This window comes from Lysobacter sp. BMK333-48F3 (genome assembly GCF_019733395.1).
Lineage (GTDB): Bacteria > Pseudomonadota > Gammaproteobacteria > Xanthomonadales > Xanthomonadaceae > Lysobacter.
On record NZ_JAIHOO010000001.1, the window covers coordinates 2,217,955 to 2,234,394 of the forward strand.

Sequence of the window (16,440 nt, forward strand, 5' to 3'; positions counted from 1 at the left end):
CAGCGGCTTCGCCGGCGCGAATTGCGCGAAACCGACAGTGGCCGGCCGCCGGCGACCGCCCTGTCCGCCGCGGTCCCCATGGACGGCGCCCGGCCAGACCGCCCGGCCGGAGCCCGGCGCTTCCGGTGCCGGGGGATGCCGTACTAGACTCGGGACATGCGAAATCCCCTGCAAGATCAATTGTTGAAGGCCGGGCTGGCCAAGAAGTCCCAGGTGTCCCAGGCCGTGCGCGAGCAGGCCAAGCAGCGCCAGGGCAAGGCGCCCGCGGCGCCGAAGGAAGACCAGGTCGACGTCGACCGTTTGCGCGCCGAACGCGCCGAGCGCGATCGCGCGCTGGCGGCCGAGCGCAATGCGCAGGCGCGCGCGCACGAACTGCGCGCGCAGGTGCGGCAGATCGTCGAGGCCAACCGGGTCGAGCGCAAAGGCGAAATCGACTACCGCTTCGCCGACGGAGACAAGATCAAGAGCCTGCTGGTCGACAAGGCGCTGCGCACCCAGCTGGCCAGCGGCGCGCTGGTGATCGCGCGCCTGGACGAGGGCTACGAACTGTTGCCGCGCGCGGCCGCGCAGAAGGTGCGCGAGCGCGACCCGGCGGCGATCGTGCTCGATCACGGCGCGCCGCAGGCGGCCGCGCCGGCGAGCGAGGACGACGAGTATTACGCGCAGTTCCAGGTGCCCGACGACCTGGTCTGGTAACGACACAGGGACGGAGGGGGTTAAGCGCGCTTAACCCCCTCCGTCCCCTTTGTTGCCCCTTTGTTGCCTTTGCCGCACTCGAGCATCGCGCCATGTCCACGCCTCCGGCGACGACGCGTCTGTACCGCTTCCGGCTCGACGCGATCCAGTCGCGCTACGGCGCCGGAAACTTCGACGACGCCGGCGACGAGATCGCTGCCGCGCTGGTCGCGGCCTGCGCAGACCGCGGCGTACCGCCGCTGTCGTTCGACTTCGATACCGCCCATCCCAATCCCTGGTTCCACGCCTTGGTGGCGACGGTGCACGGGCTGACGCCGGCACAACACGACGATTTTCTGAGCCGGCTCGCCCTGGCCGGGCTCGAGCCCGAGTAGGGCGGTCCAGGGACGGAGGGGGTTAAGCGCGCTTAACCCCCTTCGTCCCTTTCGCGTGGGCTCGCATGGGGAGCCTGCGCATGCCGGTACTTCGGCAGCCGGCGCTGCGGCGCGAAAACGATAGAGGACCCATCCTGTCCGCATTGCGCCCTTAAGGTGAGCGCCTCTTTCACCGCACCTACGAGGCCTCGCCATGTTGACCCTGATCCACTCGCCGCATTCGCGTTCGACCCGCATCATCGCCCTGCTCAAGGAGCTCGATGCGCTCGATCGGGTCGAAGTGCGGCCGGTGGAAATCCAGCGCCAGGGCCAGGATCACCCCTTCGCCGGCGACGCGCGCAATCCGCATCCGGAAGGCAAGGTGCCGGTGCTGATGCACGACGGGGTCGAGATCTGGGAAAGCCCGGCGATCATCCAGTACCTGACCGACCTGTTTCCCGAGCGCGGCATCGGTGCGCCGATCGGCAGCCGCGAGCGCGGCCGCTACCTGTCCTGGCTGAGCTGGTACGGCGACGTGATCGAGCCGGTGCTTTTGCTGGCGACGATCGGGGTCGAACATCCCTTCCTCACCGCGACCTTCCGCGGCGTGGCCGAGATGGAAGCGCGCCTGGGCAAGGCGCTGGAGCACGCGCCGTATCTGCTCGGCGATCGCTACAGCGCCGCCGACCTGCTGCTGCACACGCCGTTCGTGTGGTTCTCCGAATCGATGCCGGCCAACCCGGCGATCCAGGACTGGGTGCGCCGCTGCAGCGAGCGGCCGTCGTCGCAGTTCGCAGCCGAGTACGACGAGGCCCTGCTGGCCCAGGCCTGAGCGAACTACCGGCGCGTCTTCCCCGCGAAAGCGGGGATGCAAGGCGAGCCGGAACCTGAGCCTCGGTCCCAGCACGTCATCCTCGCGTAGATGCACGTGCGGGACGTCCAGCCCTGAGCGCCCCATCCAGCACGTCATCCCCGCGAAAGCGGGGATCCAGGGCTTCACCGCGGCACGACCCGCAGACCCGCGGCTTCACCGCCGCGCGCCCCGGCAGCGACGCCGCAGCCTCATTCGTGCACCACAGCGTTGCGGCGCCGACGGCCCGCAACGCTGGACCTCAAGCGAGGTCGAGGTCGTAAGGTAGCGGCAGTCCAACACGCCGAGACCGACGATGTCGCCGCAGCCGGAATCCACCCTGCCGCAGGAAGACCTGCAGCTTTACCTGCAACGCCTGGGCTACGAGCGCGCGCCGGCGCCGACCCTGGACAGCCTGCGCGAGCTGCAACGCCGGCACAGCCACGCGTTCGTGTTCGAAACGATCAATAGCCTGCTGCAGGCGCCGATCCCGATCGACCTGCCGTCGCTGCGCCGCAAGTTGTTGCACGACGGCCGTGGCGGCTATTGCTACGAACTCAACGGCCTGTTCCTGACCCTGCTGCAGCAACTGGGCTTCCAGGCGCGCGGCCTGACCGGGCGGGTGCTGATGGGCGGCCCGGAGGACGCGGTCACCGCGCGCACCCACCTGGTGGCGCTGGTCGAGATCGACCGCGAACGCTGGATCGCCGACGTCGGTTTCGGCGGCATGGTGCCGACCGGGCCGCTGCGGCTGGACGAGACCGGCGAGCAGACCACCCCGCACGAGCCGTACCGGCTGGAGCGTCGCGATGCAGGCCAATACCTGCTGCGGGCCAAGGTCGGCGAGGAATGGCGGGCGATGTACGTGTTCGATCTGGCGCCGCAGGAACAAATCGACTATGTGGTCGGCAACTGGTACGTGTCCTCGCACCCGCAGTCGCCGTTCCGCGGACAGCTGTTCGTCGCCCGCACCGGGCCCGGCTGGCGCAAGACCTTGAACAACGACAGCTACGCGGTGCACCGCCTGGGCCAACCCAGCGAACGGCGCGAACTGGCCGGCGCCGACGAGGTGATCGAGGTGCTGCGCGAGCAGTTCGGCCTGCGCCTGCCCGACGAGGCCGCGTTGCGCGAGGCGATCGGGCGGCAGCGGGCGGCCTGAGCTGCCTTGCGCGCTCGCCTTGCCCGCGCGCTTGCCCGATACTGGAGGCCCGCCGCGCCGAGCGCGGCCTGCTTCTGCCATCAGGACGGCGCATGAAATCCATCGTTTCGGTGGTCGACTGGTACGGTCCCTACACGCTCGAGCAGGCGCGCCAGGCGGCGGTGGATTTCGACGACGGCATCTACCTGGCCATCGGCAAGCAGAAGTGGAAGCACAAGGTGCGGATGCAGTACGTCGGCCTGGCTTCGAGCCTGCCGGCGCGGCTCAACGGCGCCCACCACAAGCTGCCGCTGATCAACCGCGACCTCAAGATCTGGCTAGGCGAGGTCGCCTCGCCGCGTTCGCCGGGCAAGAAGGTCAAGGTCACCGACCGCATGCTCGACCTGACCGAATGGGCGCATTGCTACTTCCTGCAGCTGCCGCTCAACGCCAAGAAGAAGGCCAGGCCGCCGGATCGGGCGATCATGGTCTACAACCGCTGGTGGAAGACCGACGGCGAGACCGCCTGCCGGCAGCGTCCGAACCGCGCCTGGCCGGACCTGATCGACTACCTGGGCCAGGAGTATCCGGCCAAGCTGGTCTGGTTCGGCGGCCGCCAGCGCGTCGACCGGGTGGAGAATTTCCGCCCCGGCTAGGTCGGCAGCCGATGCCGGCGGCGGTCGCCTGCGACGATGCCGTATTCAGTCGCTATTGGTCTCGATCTCGTGGCCGCCGCGTGCGGCATGGCTGAAGAACGCCAGCCAGCGCAACACGGCATAGGTCAGGCCGCGCTCGCGTCCGCCGTTGCCGTGGCGGTCGAGCAGTTCGATCAGTTCGTGCACCATGGCGCCGGCCTGTTGCGGCGAGAAGCGCGGATCGTCGAAGAACGCGCACCACAGCGCGTGCAGTTGCGGATAGCGCGCGGCGTCGTCGGCGGCCATCTGCAGCACGTATTCCTCGCCGTGGCGGATGCTCTCCTCGCGTCCGCCGGCACTCATGTCGAATCCCATGGCGCCGGGCCCGCTCAGTCGATCAGTTCGAAACCGGCCGGCGCGATGCGCGGCGGCGGGCGGTCGCAGTGGTACATGTCCAGGTAGATCGAGGTCTCGCGCGTGCCGCACATCACCCGGTAGCGGTCGACGACGTGATGGTCCGGCTCGCCCGGAGCCAGCGGCTTGCCGGCCAGCAGCGCTTCGACCAGGCGCTCGGACTGCGCCTCGGTCATGTCCGCCGGCAAGGGCGTGCGCTCGCCGACGCTGCCGGCGCGTTCGAACTGCGGATGGCTACGGTCGGGGCAGACCAGGCGGGCGAGGTAGCGGCGTTCGCCATCGGGTTCGCAGACTTCGATCGCGCTGGCCACGGTGCTGCCCGGTGCGGCCGCGGCGTCGGGCGGCGATGGCGCCGCGGCGGAGCCGGCGGAGGCGAAGGCGAGAACGAGCAGGGCAGCATGCATGGGCAGAGGTCCTTTCCGCGAAGTCGGCTACAGCATAGGGCAAAGGCGCGCGAATGCGATGCTGCGGCGCGCGCGGACATTAGCGCCGGGTGACGGCAGGGTGAGGCGAAACGAAAGCCGTGCGCGTCGTTGGCGCGTTCATTCGCATTCGTCGGCTGGTGCGCGATGAACGCGCGAATGTTCATCCCGGGTTCGCGCGTGCCGTCCAGAATCGAGTCTCCCCCAGCACAGGAGCGCGCCATGAGGAAGATCATCCTGGCCCTCGCCCTGGCGGCCTGCGTACCGGCCGTCGCTGCGGCGCAGGACACGGACGGTCCGGTCGCATTGACCGAGCATCAGATCCGCACCCGCCTCGCCGAACAGGGCTACACCAAGGTCAACGACCTGAAGTTCTCCGATGGCGTCTGGCACGCCGACGCGCGCAGCGCCGACGGCAACTGGGTGCAGGTGCGGCTGGATCCGGGCGGCGGCACGGTGTTCGCCAACGAACTGGTCGCGCGCATGAGCGAACGCGATGTACGCGCCGCGCTGTCGGCCGCGGGCTACACCAACATCCACGACGTGGACTACGAGGACGGCATCTGGAACGCCGAGGCCGACGATCCGGCCGGCAAGGACGTCGAGCTGAAGATCAATCCCAACAACGGCAAGATCATCGGCAAGGAAAAAGACTGAGCGTACGGCGCCCGCGGGCATCCCGGTGCCCGCGTCGCGCCCGCAACGGCCCCGGCCGCCCGCGCGGCCGGGGCCGTTGCGTCGGCCTCAAGCGTAGAAGTCGCCCAGCACCACGGCGACGCTCTGGGTGCCGTTCAACTGGATCGACGGGTTCTGGTCGCACAGGTCGTCGTAGGGAAATCCGTAGGCCAGGCCGTTGGCGCTGATCGCATGGGTCAGCTGCGCCCAGGCGTTCCAGGTGCCGCCGGCCGGATAGAAGCCGCCGGCGGCGCCGGCGCAATCGGCGTCGTCGAGCAGGTAACTCACCACTCCACGGTTGAACGCCGCGGCGATGTTCTTGCCGACATTGAGTTGCGCGGCGCCGCCGTTGGCCAGGGCGTTGTTGCATTGCCAGACATCGAGCGAGCCGAACTGCACGGTCGACGGCGCCGCGCCGGTCAGCGCGAACGCCAAGGGCGGCGCCGCCGCCTGCCATTCGGCCAGGGTCGGGTATTGGCCGGCGTAGAAGTTCAGCACTCCGCTGCCGGCGTCGACCACGCCGGTGTAGTAGCCGCTGGCGACGTCGTGCACCACCAGCGGCTGGCTCTGCCAGTTGCGGTACCAAGTGGAGATCTCGGCATCGAACCAGGTGACCGCGGCGCTGCCATACGTGGGGTCGCCGGTCAGGGTCTTGGGCGAGATCGCGCGCAGCCAGGTCACGCCGGCCGGATAGGCCGGCGCGGCCGCCGCCGCGATCGCGATCGCCAGCGGTTGCCCGGCCAGCGGCGCCGGCAAGGCCTGCACCTGGGCGATGACCGCATCGCGCGACACCGTCAGTACCCCCTGGGCACTGCCGCCGGGCGTGCCGTCCAGGCTCAGGGCGAAGCCGAACTGGTCGACCTGGGTGGTGTTGCCGTTGAAGTTGCCGTCGCTGTCGTAGGAGAACTCGATCCAGTCGAACAGGCATTGCGCGCCGGGACCGTCCTGGTACGGCACCGGTGCGGTATAGCCGCCGCTCAGCACGGTGAACGGCAGCCGCGGTATGCCGACCGAGATATAGATGCGGCCGCTGAAGGCGGCGCTGCCGGTACCTAGGCTGGGGATGTTCGCGGTGTTGATCTGCGACAGGTCGATTTGGGTCGGCGGGCCGCTGCGCGCCAGGACGATCGAGTAGTCGGCCCAGGCATCGGGATAGTTGCCGGCCAGCGCGGCGACGGCGGCCGGGTCGAGCCCGCCGGCGCTGGGAAAGCTGCCCGCGGCCTGGCTGTTGTCGCCGGTCTGCATCGGCCAGGGCAGGCCGGACGCGTCGAGGCGATAGAAGCCGCCGGGCACCAGGCCGACGATGTAGGCGTAAACGGGGACGTCTTCGGCCAGGTCGGTCTGGGTGGCATCCAGGGTCAGCGGGACGGTCATGGTGGTCTCCGAAGCGTTGGGCGGCGCGACCGGCCGGTCGCGCCCGATGGCGGGAACGCGCCAGGGCGGGCGGTGTGAGGCGTCGCCGCCGAACACTGCGGCCGGGTCCGGTTGGGTGGGCGACGCGCCGGGCGCGCGAAAAAATCTTCGCAGGTTTGTCGATTGCGAAGGCCGCGGTTCGTCGCAGTGAGGAGCAGGCAGGAAACCGCGCCGGCCCGACACAGAAAAAATCATCGGAGCTTGTCGATTCCTGCGATCCTGTTTCGTCGCTATCGGGAGCAGGCAGGAAACGATCCCAACCCGGAACGCCGGACCCGCCCGCCGCTATCGCCCTTCCATCCTCTTTCAACCCTTTCATCCTCTTTCAACAAGGACTTCGCCATGACCAGCCACGCCCAGATCTTCGTCAACCTGCCGGTCAAGAACCTCGACCGCTCCGTCGCCTTCTTCACCCAGGTCGGCTACAGCTTCAATCCGCAGTTCACCGACGAGAACGCGACCTGCATGCTGCTGGGCGAGAACCTGTTCGTGATGCTGCTGGTCGAGCCGTACTTCCAGACCTTCACCAAGAAGAGCCTGTGCGACACCAGCAAGAGCGTGGAATCCCTGGTCGCCCTGCCGGTCGGCAGCCGCGCCGAGGTCGACGCCCTGATCGCCAAGGCCGCCGCGGCCGGCGGCAAGGTCCTCGGCGAGCCGCGCGACTACGGCTTCATGTATTCGCATGGCTACGAAGACCTGGACGGCCACACCTGGGACGTGTTCTACATGGACATGAGCGCGATGCCGCAGCAGTAAAGGTCCATCGGCCCGTCTCGCCGCCGCGAACGGGCTGCAGCGCAAGCCGCCGCAAGGCGGCTTGCGTTCGTCTGGGGGAATAGTTTGTCAGCAGACAAAGTTCCCCCTTGCGCCGTTCCTACAGAAAGCGGCGCCGCTTCTGCTGTTCCCCCCTTTGAAAAAGGGGGGCAGGGGGGATTTGCTCTATGCCGCGCACGTTCGTCCCCTTTCGACCGGATGCAGAACGCGGTCCCGAACGCCGACGGCGTGATTGGCTGGTCTGCGCGTCCCGGGGTCGCGGCTTGCGCCGCTCCTACCCCGGTGCGGAGCGCGGCTTCGTCGAATGGCGGCGTCGTTGCGCTTTCTGCGCGTTCCCTGTCGCGGCTTACGCCGCTCCTACAGAAAGCGCCGCCGCCTTTGCTGTTCCCCCCTTTGAAAAAGGGGGGCAGGGGGGATTTGCTTTCGGCTTCGCAACCAACGCAGCCCCCATCCGCGACGGCGTCGCCGTTGCGTCTTCTTCGCGTCCCCTGTCGCGGCTCACGCCGCTCCTACAGGGGGCAGGGCTTGATTGCGCCGGCTCAGGCGCCGGGGGCCTTGAACTCCTGGCGCAGCCAGTCGTCGATCAGGCGCTTTTCGTAGCGCAGCGGGTCGCTGTCGCTGAGCGGGCGCGGCCCCATCAGGAAGCTGAGGTCGCGCAGGGTGCGCTGGCCTTCCTCGACCACCCGGCCGTCGGCATCGGTGCGCTTGAAGTTCAGCACGATGCGCGGCGGATAGATGTCGCGGACGAAGCGGGTGTCGTCGAACTGCGGGCCGTGCCAGGGCTCGTAGTCGCCGGCGCGCTTGATGTCGGTGATATCGACCGCGAGCTGCTCGCCGGCCGGCAGTTCTTTCTGCGCGCGCTGGCGCAGGTGCTGGGCCAGTTGCTCGACCCAGTTGCCGCGGCGGGCGTCGTAGCGATTGCGGCTGTAGCGGATCTCGGCGAAGTTGGCCGGATCCTCCCAGCGCACGCTGACCGGGCCCTGCTCGGGCAGGGCGCGCGGCGCTTCGGGATCGGTGACGGTGCGCGAGCGGGCGCCGGCGTCCCCGGCCGCCAGCGCGGCGGCCGACAACGCCAGGATGAGCGCGATCCGGTGTTTCATGGCGGACTCCCAGGCGATGGGTACGACGGCATTGTCCGCCCGTGTTCGTGCGCGGAACAAGCGAAACCGGGTTAAACGCCGACTCGGCACGAAGACCGTTGGCGCCAATTCACGATCGCGCGTCGGCCATGGCGGCGGCGCCCGTTCAGGCCGTCATTCGCAACCGACTCCGTCGCCGTCGCGGTCCAGCCGTCGGCTGTAGCCCGGATCGCCGCGCCGTACCGGCGCGGCCCCGGCGGCGCGCGCCGCGCTGCAATTGGCGAACGCGCCGCCGCCGCCGGGCGCTGCGTTCGCAGGCGCCCACGACGAGGACGTCGCGGGCCGCGAGCGCGACGCCGGGGCGGGCGCCCAGGCCGCCGCCGGCGCGGTGCCGCCATGGCAGTGATAGCCGCCGCGCTTGCGGTCGTGGTGGCAGCCCTGCTTGTCCAGCCCGCCGCCGTGGCCGAAGGCCGGTACGGTCGCGCCCAAGGCGAGCGCGACCAGAAAAAAGACGATTTGCCTGTGCATGAATGGATCCCCCGTGCTCGTCCCAACGCGGCGGGAGCGGGAAATCGGTCATGCGTTGGCGCAAGCTCGACTCGAGCGCCGTCGCTTCGCGACGGCGCGGGGTTCGGCTCAGGCCGCGAAAGCGCGGCGGACGTCGGCGAAGTCCATCACCGGGCGCACTTCGATCCGGCCGGTGCGGCTCCAGGGGAATTCTTGGGCGATGCGCAGGGCCTCGTCCATGTCGGCCGCCTCGATCAGGTTGAAGCCGCCCAGGTACTCCTTGGCTTCGGCGAAGGGGCCGTCGAGGAAGGTGGTGCGGCCGCCGCGGGTGCGCAGCGACACGGCCTTGGCCGGCGGCGCGAGCATCTGCGAGTCGAGCAGGACGCCATCGGCGTGCAACTGGTCGGCATGGGCCAGGCAGCCGCGCATCATGGTTTCGTACTCGCCGGGCGGCAGGGCTTCGATCAGGCTGTCGTCGTTGTAAATCGAAACGAGGAATTTCATGGGGGCCTCGGAAGCGGAGTCGGGAGGGGTCGTGGTGGACCGCGACGGCGCCGAGCATAACGCCTATGCGGCGCTGCGCCAGGGACGATGGTCGGAGAGCTTGGGCGAGGCCGATCGCAGAGGTTGCGACGGTCGACCGCGTCGCCGCGCAGGGCGACAATGGCGCAATCCGTTCAGTCCGCTCCCCGCATGTCCGACTTCGCCTGCCGCCCGATCGCCTGGCTGCGTTCGCCCTATGCGCAGCGCATCGATGCGCCGCACCAGCCGACCGTGGTCCAGGGCACCGAAACCGGCACCGCGGAAGAAGCGCGGATCGAATTCGCCGACGACATTCCCTTCGAGGCCTATGCCGACCTGCAGGGCTTCGAGCGGATCTGGCTGATCTTCGCGTTCCACCGTAGCCAGGGCTGGAAGGCGCAGGTCAAGCCGCCGCGCGGCGGGCCCAAGCGCGGCGTGCTGGCGACGCGCTCGCCGCATCGGCCGAACCCGCTGGGTCTGTCGGCGGTGGAACTGGTCGCGGTCGAACCGGGCGCGCTGCGGGTGCGCGGAGTCGATCTGCTCGACGGCACGCCGGTGCTCGACATCAAGCCCTACGTGCCTTACGCCGATGCGTTCGCGCAGGCGCGCGCGGGCTGGATCGATGCGATCGACGCCGTGCAGGGCCGGCAGTCCGCGCCGGGTCCGAAGCGGCCGCGCCGGCCGCGCACGCCCGCTGCGGACTGAGGCGCCCGCGTCTTACCTCGCGCGTCATCGGTTCGCCTACGTAATCAAGCGCAGGAAGTTGTACCGATTTTGCGATTTCGTGATAACGGTCGGATTTCGACGCAATAGTGCGATCGATGCCGCAGTCCGAGCGGAGAATCGGCTTGACCCTGTGGGTACCCGGATGTAGTTTCCGGCCGGGTTAATTAGCTTGTCGGTTTAGAGGCGCTTCAGGCCTCCTTTTGCGCGCCCGTCGCGCTTCGTTCGTACAGGAAGTCCGTCATGACCGCCGATGGTTCCCGCCGTGCCGGCGCCTCGCCGCCTGCCGCCGTCACCTCGCACCGCATCGAAGATCGTCGCATCGTCCTGCAGCGCGTGATCCACGCGCCGCGCGACCTGGTGTTCCTGGCCTGGACCGATCCGGTCCACATCGCGCGCTGGTGGGGGCCGCACGGCTTTCGCAGCGTGGTGCGGCAGATGGACGTCGCCACCGGCGGCGAGTTCCGCATCTGCATGGTCGGTCCCGACGGCGTCGAATACCCGCTGCGCGGCCGCTATCAGGAACTGGTCGCGCCCGAGCGCCTGGTGTACTGGGTCGACTGGGACGATCCCGCGCGGCCTCCGCAGCCCTCGTTGAATCGGGTCAGCCTGGCCGAACGCGGCGACGGCCACACCGAAGTCTCGCTGGAGCTGGAGTTCGCCAGCGCCGGCGAGCGCGAGGACGTGCAGACCCAGCAGGTCGTGCCGGGCTGGGGCGAGTGCTTCGAGCGCCTGGACGCGTACCTCGCGCAACGCTGAGCGCGGCGCGTCCGCGCGCTTGCTCTTACACTGACCGAGGCGGTCCGCGTTGCGGCCGCGCCCGTCGCCGCAACGCGGCGATGCGGCGCCCGCGCCTCGGTCCGGCCGCCGTACGGTCCGCGATCACGGAGGCTTCCCTGCGCATGGTTTCGGTTACTGGCTCGTCCGTCCCCGCCGCCGAGGCCGCGCCGATCGTATCGATCCGCAGCCTGGCCAAGACTTACGCCGGCGGCTTCCAGGCGCTCAAGCGGGTCGACCTGGACATCCGCCGCGGCGAGATCTTCGCCTTGCTCGGCCCCAACGGCGCCGGCAAGACCACCTTGATCAGCATCGTCTGCGGCATCGTCAACCCCAGCGAGGGCACGGTGCTCGCCGACGGACACGACATCGTCCGCGACTACCGCGCCGCGCGCGCGACCATCGGCCTGGTGCCGCAGGAACTGCACACCGACGCCTTCGAAACGGTGTGGGACACGGTCAAGTTCAGCCGCGGCCTGTTCGGCAAGGCGCCCGACGCGGCCTATCTGGAGCGGGTGCTGCGCGAGCTGTCGCTGTGGGACAAGCGCGGCGAGAAGATCATGGCCCTGTCCGGCGGGATGAAGCGACGGGTGCTGATCGCCAAGGCGCTGTCGCACGAACCGAGCATCCTGTTCCTCGACGAGCCCACCGCCGGCGTCGACGTCGAGTTGCGGCGCGAGATGTGGGCGATGGTGTCGCGGCTGCGCGCCAGCGGGGTCACGATCATTCTGACCACGCACTACATCGACGAGGCCGAAGAGATGGCCGACCGGGTCGGGGTGATCGACCGCGGCGAACTGGTGCTGGTCGAGGACAAGCGCGCGCTGATGCGCAAGCTGGGCAAGAAGCAGCTGACCCTGCAATTGCGGACCCCGCTGGCGGCGCTGCCGCAGGCGCTGGCCGAGCCGGCGCTGAGCCTGTCGGCCGAGGGCGGCGAGCTGACCTACACCTTCGACGCCCAGTCCGAGGAAACCGGGATCGCCGCCTTGCTGCGCCGGCTCGGCGAGCACGGCATCGACTTCAAGGACCTGCACACCTCGCAGAGCTCGCTGGAGGAGATCTTCGTCAACCTGGTCAAGTCGCCGGCGGCGCAACGCGCGGCGCCCGGCAACGGCAAGGCGGAGGGCGCGGCATGAACTGGCATGCGATCCGGGCGATCTACTACTTCGAGATGCACCGCACCTTCCGCACCCTGATGCAATCCATCGCCACCCCGGTGCTGTCGACCTCGCTGTACTTCATCGTGTTCGGCTCGGCGATCGGCTCGCGCATGGTCGAGATCGACGGCATCGGCTACGGCGCCTTCATCGTGCCGGGTCTGGTGATGATGGCGCTGCTGACCGAGAGCATCTCCAACGCCTCCTTCGGCATCTACCTGCCGAAGTGGTCGGGCACGATCTACGAGCTGTTGTCGGCGCCGGTGTCCTTCGTCGAGGCGGTGGCCGGCTACGTCGGCGCGGCGGCGACCAAGTCGGTGATCCTGGGCGCGCTGATGCTGGTCACGGCGCGCTGCTTCGTCGATTTCCAGATCGTGCATCCGCTGTGGATGGCGACCTTCCTGGTCCTGACCGCGGTCACCTTCAGCCTGTTCGGCTTCATCATCGGGGTCTGGGCCGACGGTTTCGAGAAGCTGCAGATGATCCCGATGATGGTGGTGATGCCGTTGACCTTCCTCGGCGGCAGCTTCTATTCCATCGACATGCTGCCGCCGTTCTGGCGCTCGCTGTCGTTGTTCAATCCGGTGGTGTACCTGGTCAACGGCTTCCGCTGGAGCTTCTACGGCAAGTCCGACGTGGACATCGGGCTCAGCGTCGGCATGACGGTCGGATTCATGCTGCTGTGCCTGGCCGCGGTGTGGTGGATCTTCCGTACCGGGTACAAGCTCAAGCGCTGAGGCCTGCCCTCACCCAACCCCTCTCCGCTCTGCACTTCCTTCGGTCGCCGCGAGCGGGTGAGGGGCTTCGCGTTGCTGCGGGATGGATTCCCTCTCCCGCTTGCGGGAGAGGGCTAGGGTGAGGGAGAGCGCCGCAGGCGCGAGTTTCGTCGTTGCTGGTTGCCGCATGCCCTCACCCCAACCCCTCTCAGCTCTGCACTTCCTTCGGTCGCCGCGAGCGGGAGAGGGGCTTCAAAGCGGTTGCGACGTTGTTCCTTCGGTCGCCGCAAGCGGGCGAGGGGCTCGATCTGTTGCGAGGCCGTTCCCCCTCGAGCGAGCGAAGAGGGGCGCAAACACGCCCAGCGCCCAACCCTGCCGCAGCCCCGCCGCGCGGAGTATGCTGCGCCGGTCCCGGCCCGGCCGCGCTGAGTGCAGCGCGGTCGACGCGCCGGCCAGCGGGAGCCCACGCGGATGACCGATCACCAGCAACTCCACCGTGGCCTGAGCGAGCGCCACATCCGCCTGATGGCGCTCGGCGCGGCGATCGGCGTCGGCCTGTTCCTGGGCTCGGCCAACGCGATCAAGCTGGCCGGCCCCGGCATCCTGCTGGCCTATCTGCTCGGCGGCGCGGCGATCTTCATCATCATGCGCGCGCTGGGCGAGATGGCCGTGCACCACCCGGTCGCCGGCTCGTTCAGCCGCTACGCCCGCGACTACCTGGGGCCGCTGTCGGGCTATCTGACCGGCTGGAACTACTGGTTCCTGTGGCTGGTGACCTGCGTGGCCGAGATCACCGCGGTCGGCGTGTACATGCAGGTCTGGTTCCCCGGCTCGGCGCAATGGGGGTGGGCGCTGGCGGCGCTGGTGGCGATGGGCTCGGTCAACCTGATCGCGGTCAAGGCCTACGGCGAGTTCGAATTCTGGTTCGCGATGATCAAGGTCGTGACCATCGTGGTGATGATCCTGGCCGGCCTGGCGATGATCCTGTTCGGCTTCGGCAACAACGGCGTCGCCACCGGCATCAGCAACCTGTGGGCCCACGGCGGCTTCTTCCCCAACGGCGCCCAGGGCGTGCTGATGTCGCTGCAGATGGTGATGTTCGCCTACCTGGGCGTGGAGATGATCGGCCTGACCGCGGGCGAGGCGGCCAATCCGGCCAAGTCGATTCCGGACGCGATCAACTCGGTGTTCTGGCGGATCGTGATCTTCTACGTCGGCGCGCTGTTCGTGATCCTGTCGCTGTACCCGTGGAACGAGTTGGGCACCACCGGCAGCCCGTTCGTGATGACCTTCGAGCGGATGGGCATCCGCGAGGCGGCCGGCATCATCAACTTCGTGGTCCTGACCGCGGCGCTGTCGTCGTGCAACAGCGGCATCTTCAGCACCGGGCGCATGCTCTACAACCTGGCCCAGCAGAAGCAGGCGCCGGCGCTGTTCGCGCGCACCTCCGGCGGGGTGCCGCGCGCGGCGATCCTGGTCTCGGTGGCGGTGCTGCTGATCGGCGTGGCGCTGAACTACCTGGCCCCGGCCAAGGTGTTCGTGTGGGTGACCTCGATCGCCACCTTCGGCGCGATCTGGACCTGGGGCGTGATCCTGGTGGCGCACATGAAGTTCCGCGCCCGCCTCAGCGAGACCGAGCGCGCCGCGCTCGCCTTCAAGGCGCCGATGTACCCCGTGGGTTCGTGGATCGCGCTGGCCTTCCTGGTGCTGGTGATCGGGCTGATGGCCTACTTCCCCGACACCCGGGTGGCGCTGATCGTTGGCCCGGCGTTCCTGATCCTGCTGACGGTGCTGTTCTACGCGATGGGCTACCACCGCCGCGAAGCGCTGGCCTGATCCACCGTTTCGCCGCCAGACCACGAACGCCGTCCCGCTTGCGGGGCGGCGTCGTGCTTATCACCCAAGCGCATATGACCCACGCGCTTATGACCCAGTCGGTTTTTCGTCGCCGGCCGGCACGGCACAATACTGGGTCCGATTCGAGGCCGCGCCGGGGAGTGCGCGGCCCGGCCCGTCCGCAACGCGACCCGACCGCAGCATGCCGCAACCGCCCACCGACCTGTCCGCGCTGCTCGCCGGCGCCCACGCCGCCATCGCCCAAGCGCGCGACGTCGAGGCCGTGCGCCTGCTGCAGCAAGTGCTGGAGCGCGACCCGGGCAATCTGCACGCGCAGTATCTGCTGGCGATCCAGCACGCCCAGGTCGGCCTGTACGAGCGCGCCGAGCAGCGCCTACGCGCGGTGCTGACCCAGGTGCCGGGTTTCGTGGTGGCGCGCTTCCAGTTGGCGCAGTTGCTGCTGATGCGCGGCACCGGCGGCGACGCGCGTCACTGGCTGCAGCCGGTGCTGGACGCGCCGGCGCCGCTGGGCGACTACGCCCGCGCCCTGGATGCCGCCGCCGCCGGCGAGGCCGCGCGCGCCTGCGCCCTGATCGAGGCCGCCCAGCGCCTGCCGCAGCCGATTCCGGAACTCGCCGCCGATATGCAGCGCCTGTTGGCGCAACTGCGCGCGACCGCCGCGGCCTGAGCGCCGTCGGCGCGGCCGCTCAGACCGGCAGGTTCACCACCGCCGTCGCCACGCAGGCCAGGCCGACCAGGACCAGATGCTGCAGCTGCAGGTTGTCCTGGCGGATGTAGTAGGCGAACCAACTGCCGCCGAGCAGCATCAGCAGGCAGGTGGCCATGAACGAGGCCAGCGCCAGGGTCGCCAGCGCGGCCGGCTCGGCGCTGGCGCCTGCGTAGCCGATCGCGGCCGCCCACAGCAGCGCCGCGCTGACGAGTTCCGCCGCCAACACCACGCTCAGTACCGCGCGGTGCCAGCCGGTCGCCTCGACCCGGCGCCGCTGCAGCGGCGTCTGGATCGCCGGCGCCAGGTCCAGCGGCGCCATGCGCATGATCTGGCCGATCGCGAACGCGCCGTTGCGGAAGGCGAGGAGGTTGTTGAACGCGACCACGCTCAGCCAGGCGGCGAGGCCGGCGAGCAGGACGAACTTGAACACGATCAGGCTGAAAGCGAGGGACATGGCGGGCTCCTGGAGGTCGGCGCGCCCGCGGCATTCCGGGGCGTTTGCTGATTTGACGATCCAGGGCGGCGATTTTGGACATCGCCCGGCAAACAAGTTTTCGCCGCCGCAAACGCAGCGGGAGGGGCCTGCCCCTCCCGCGAAGACGGCGAACCGGCCGGCGGATTACTCGGCGTCGGGCGTCGGCAGCACGTAATAGGCCTCGACCGTGCCCTTGTGCTTCATCGTCATCGGATTGCCGCGGCGGTCGAGCGACTTGCCGACCGGCAGGCGCACCCAGCCTTCGCTGATGCAGTATTCCTCGACGTTGGTCTTCTCCACGCCGTTGAAGCGGATGCCGATGCCGCGCTCGAGCACGGCCGGGTCGTGGAACGGGCTGCGCGGGTCGTTGGAGAGGCGGTCGGGCGGGGTGTCGGTCATGCGGAAGGCTCGTTCGGTGGGCGTGCGGGTGCGGCGGGCTGGCGGGCAGCCGGGTCTAGCGCCGGCCTCGGCCGGCGACGGCCAGGATACGCGCGCGGCCGGCCCCGGCCCAGTCCTGCGATAGGGATGCAGGGGTTAAGCTGGCTTAA

At 69.1% G+C, this 16,440-nt stretch carries 21 protein-coding genes; 13 read left to right on the forward strand and 8 right to left on the reverse strand.

Annotated elements, in window-relative coordinates; translation table 11 throughout:
* Positions 1–156 precede the first annotated feature (156 nt).
* The 5 genes from K4L06_RS09365 (at position 157) to K4L06_RS09385 (ending at position 3,693) form a co-directional block, all read left to right on the forward strand.
* Entirely contained in the window at positions 157–696 is a 540-nt protein-coding gene (locus tag K4L06_RS09365; RefSeq protein WP_221671136.1) for a DUF2058 domain-containing protein, read from the forward strand.
* 92 nt (positions 697–788) lie between these two features.
* Complete coding sequence (locus tag K4L06_RS09370; RefSeq protein WP_221671137.1) at positions 789–1,070, forward strand: hypothetical protein; 282 nt, start codon at positions 789–791, stop codon at positions 1,068–1,070.
* A gap of 193 nt (positions 1,071–1,263) precedes the next feature.
* Complete coding sequence (locus tag K4L06_RS09375; protein ID WP_221671138.1) at positions 1,264–1,881, forward strand: glutathione S-transferase family protein; 618 nt, start codon at positions 1,264–1,266, stop codon at positions 1,879–1,881.
* 334 nt (positions 1,882–2,215) lie between these two features.
* The gene (locus K4L06_RS09380) at positions 2,216–3,058 is read left to right on the forward strand and encodes an arylamine N-acetyltransferase (RefSeq protein WP_221671139.1); all 843 of its coding nucleotides are present in this window, start codon (positions 2,216–2,218) and stop codon (positions 3,056–3,058) included.
* A gap of 92 nt (positions 3,059–3,150) precedes the next feature.
* A complete protein-coding gene (locus tag K4L06_RS09385) occupies positions 3,151–3,693 on the forward strand; it encodes a hypothetical protein (RefSeq protein WP_221671140.1) in 543 nt (180 codons plus the stop codon).
* Positions 3,694–3,738: 45 nt separating this feature from the next.
* Here K4L06_RS09385 and K4L06_RS09390 read toward each other — a convergent pair whose 3' ends face one another.
* Positions 3,739–4,035: a hypothetical protein gene (locus K4L06_RS09390; RefSeq protein ID WP_221671141.1), complete on the reverse strand. Its 297-nt coding sequence runs from the start codon at positions 4,033–4,035 to the stop codon at positions 3,739–3,741.
* Between the two features lie 26 nt (positions 4,036–4,061).
* On the reverse strand, positions 4,062–4,490 hold the full coding sequence (locus tag K4L06_RS09395; RefSeq protein ID WP_221671142.1) for a hypothetical protein: 429 nt from the start codon (positions 4,488–4,490) through the stop codon (positions 4,062–4,064).
* A 240-nt stretch (positions 4,491–4,730) separates the two neighbouring features.
* Between K4L06_RS09395 and K4L06_RS09400 the strand changes: the two genes are divergently transcribed.
* Entirely contained in the window at positions 4,731–5,165 is a 435-nt protein-coding gene (locus K4L06_RS09400; RefSeq protein ID WP_221671143.1) for a PepSY domain-containing protein, read from the forward strand.
* Positions 5,166–5,252: 87 nt separating this feature from the next.
* Here K4L06_RS09400 and K4L06_RS09405 read toward each other — a convergent pair whose 3' ends face one another.
* Entirely contained in the window at positions 5,253–6,557 is a 1,305-nt protein-coding gene (locus K4L06_RS09405; RefSeq protein WP_221671144.1) for a beta-1,3-glucanase family protein, read from the reverse strand.
* A 381-nt stretch (positions 6,558–6,938) separates the two neighbouring features.
* Between K4L06_RS09405 and K4L06_RS09410 the strand changes: the two genes are divergently transcribed.
* On the forward strand, positions 6,939–7,352 hold the full coding sequence (locus K4L06_RS09410; RefSeq protein ID WP_221671145.1) for a VOC family protein: 414 nt from the start codon (positions 6,939–6,941) through the stop codon (positions 7,350–7,352).
* A gap of 557 nt (positions 7,353–7,909) precedes the next feature.
* Here K4L06_RS09410 and K4L06_RS09415 read toward each other — a convergent pair.
* The 3 genes from K4L06_RS09415 to K4L06_RS09425 all read right to left on the reverse strand — a co-directional run bounded on the left by K4L06_RS09415 (position 7,910) and on the right by K4L06_RS09425 (position 9,460).
* Positions 7,910–8,470 carry a DUF3016 domain-containing protein gene (locus K4L06_RS09415; RefSeq protein WP_221671146.1) on the reverse strand — a complete coding sequence of 187 codons (561 nt, stop codon included), beginning with the start codon at positions 8,468–8,470 and terminating at the stop codon, positions 7,910–7,912.
* A gap of 153 nt (positions 8,471–8,623) precedes the next feature.
* Entirely contained in the window at positions 8,624–8,977 is a 354-nt protein-coding gene (locus tag K4L06_RS09420; RefSeq protein WP_221671147.1) for an excalibur calcium-binding domain-containing protein, read from the reverse strand.
* A gap of 108 nt (positions 8,978–9,085) precedes the next feature.
* Positions 9,086–9,460, reverse strand: coding sequence for a YciI family protein (locus K4L06_RS09425; RefSeq protein ID WP_221671148.1), 375 nt, complete (start codon positions 9,458–9,460; stop codon positions 9,086–9,088).
* Positions 9,461–9,649: 189 nt separating this feature from the next.
* Here K4L06_RS09425 and tsaA point away from each other — a divergent pair, with 189 nt between their 5' ends.
* The 6 genes from tsaA (at position 9,650) to K4L06_RS09455 (ending at position 15,375) form a co-directional block, all read left to right on the forward strand.
* The gene (tsaA, locus tag K4L06_RS09430; protein ID WP_221671149.1) at positions 9,650–10,183 is read left to right on the forward strand and encodes a tRNA (N6-threonylcarbamoyladenosine(37)-N6)-methyltransferase TrmO; all 534 of its coding nucleotides are present in this window, start codon (positions 9,650–9,652) and stop codon (positions 10,181–10,183) included.
* A gap of 261 nt (positions 10,184–10,444) precedes the next feature.
* Positions 10,445–10,960, forward strand: coding sequence for an SRPBCC domain-containing protein (locus K4L06_RS09435; RefSeq protein WP_221671150.1), 516 nt, complete (start codon positions 10,445–10,447; stop codon positions 10,958–10,960).
* Positions 10,961–11,103: 143 nt separating this feature from the next.
* The gene (locus K4L06_RS09440) at positions 11,104–12,114 is read left to right on the forward strand and encodes an ABC transporter ATP-binding protein (RefSeq protein ID WP_221671151.1); all 1,011 of its coding nucleotides are present in this window, start codon (positions 11,104–11,106) and stop codon (positions 12,112–12,114) included.
* A complete protein-coding gene (locus K4L06_RS09445) occupies positions 12,111–12,872 on the forward strand; it encodes an ABC transporter permease (protein ID WP_221671152.1) in 762 nt (253 codons plus the stop codon). Before K4L06_RS09440 ends, K4L06_RS09445 begins: the two co-directional genes overlap by 4 nt.
* 450 nt (positions 12,873–13,322) lie before the next feature.
* The gene (locus K4L06_RS09450) at positions 13,323–14,687 is read left to right on the forward strand and encodes an amino acid permease (protein ID WP_221671153.1); all 1,365 of its coding nucleotides are present in this window, start codon (positions 13,323–13,325) and stop codon (positions 14,685–14,687) included.
* A 202-nt stretch (positions 14,688–14,889) separates the two neighbouring features.
* Positions 14,890–15,375, forward strand: a complete 486-nt coding sequence (locus tag K4L06_RS09455; protein WP_221671154.1) for a tetratricopeptide repeat protein — start codon at positions 14,890–14,892, stop codon at positions 15,373–15,375.
* Positions 15,376–15,394: 19 nt separating this feature from the next.
* Here K4L06_RS09455 and K4L06_RS09460 read toward each other — a convergent pair whose 3' ends face one another.
* Both K4L06_RS09460 and K4L06_RS09465 read right to left on the reverse strand, forming a co-directional pair.
* Positions 15,395–15,871, reverse strand: a complete 477-nt coding sequence (locus tag K4L06_RS09460) for a DUF2165 family protein (RefSeq protein WP_221671155.1) — start codon at positions 15,869–15,871, stop codon at positions 15,395–15,397.
* A gap of 165 nt (positions 15,872–16,036) precedes the next feature.
* Positions 16,037–16,291 (reverse strand): DUF3297 family protein, encoded by a 255-nt coding sequence (locus tag K4L06_RS09465; protein ID WP_221671156.1) that lies wholly within the window; start codon positions 16,289–16,291, stop codon positions 16,037–16,039.
* Positions 16,292–16,440: the final 149 nt, after the last annotated feature.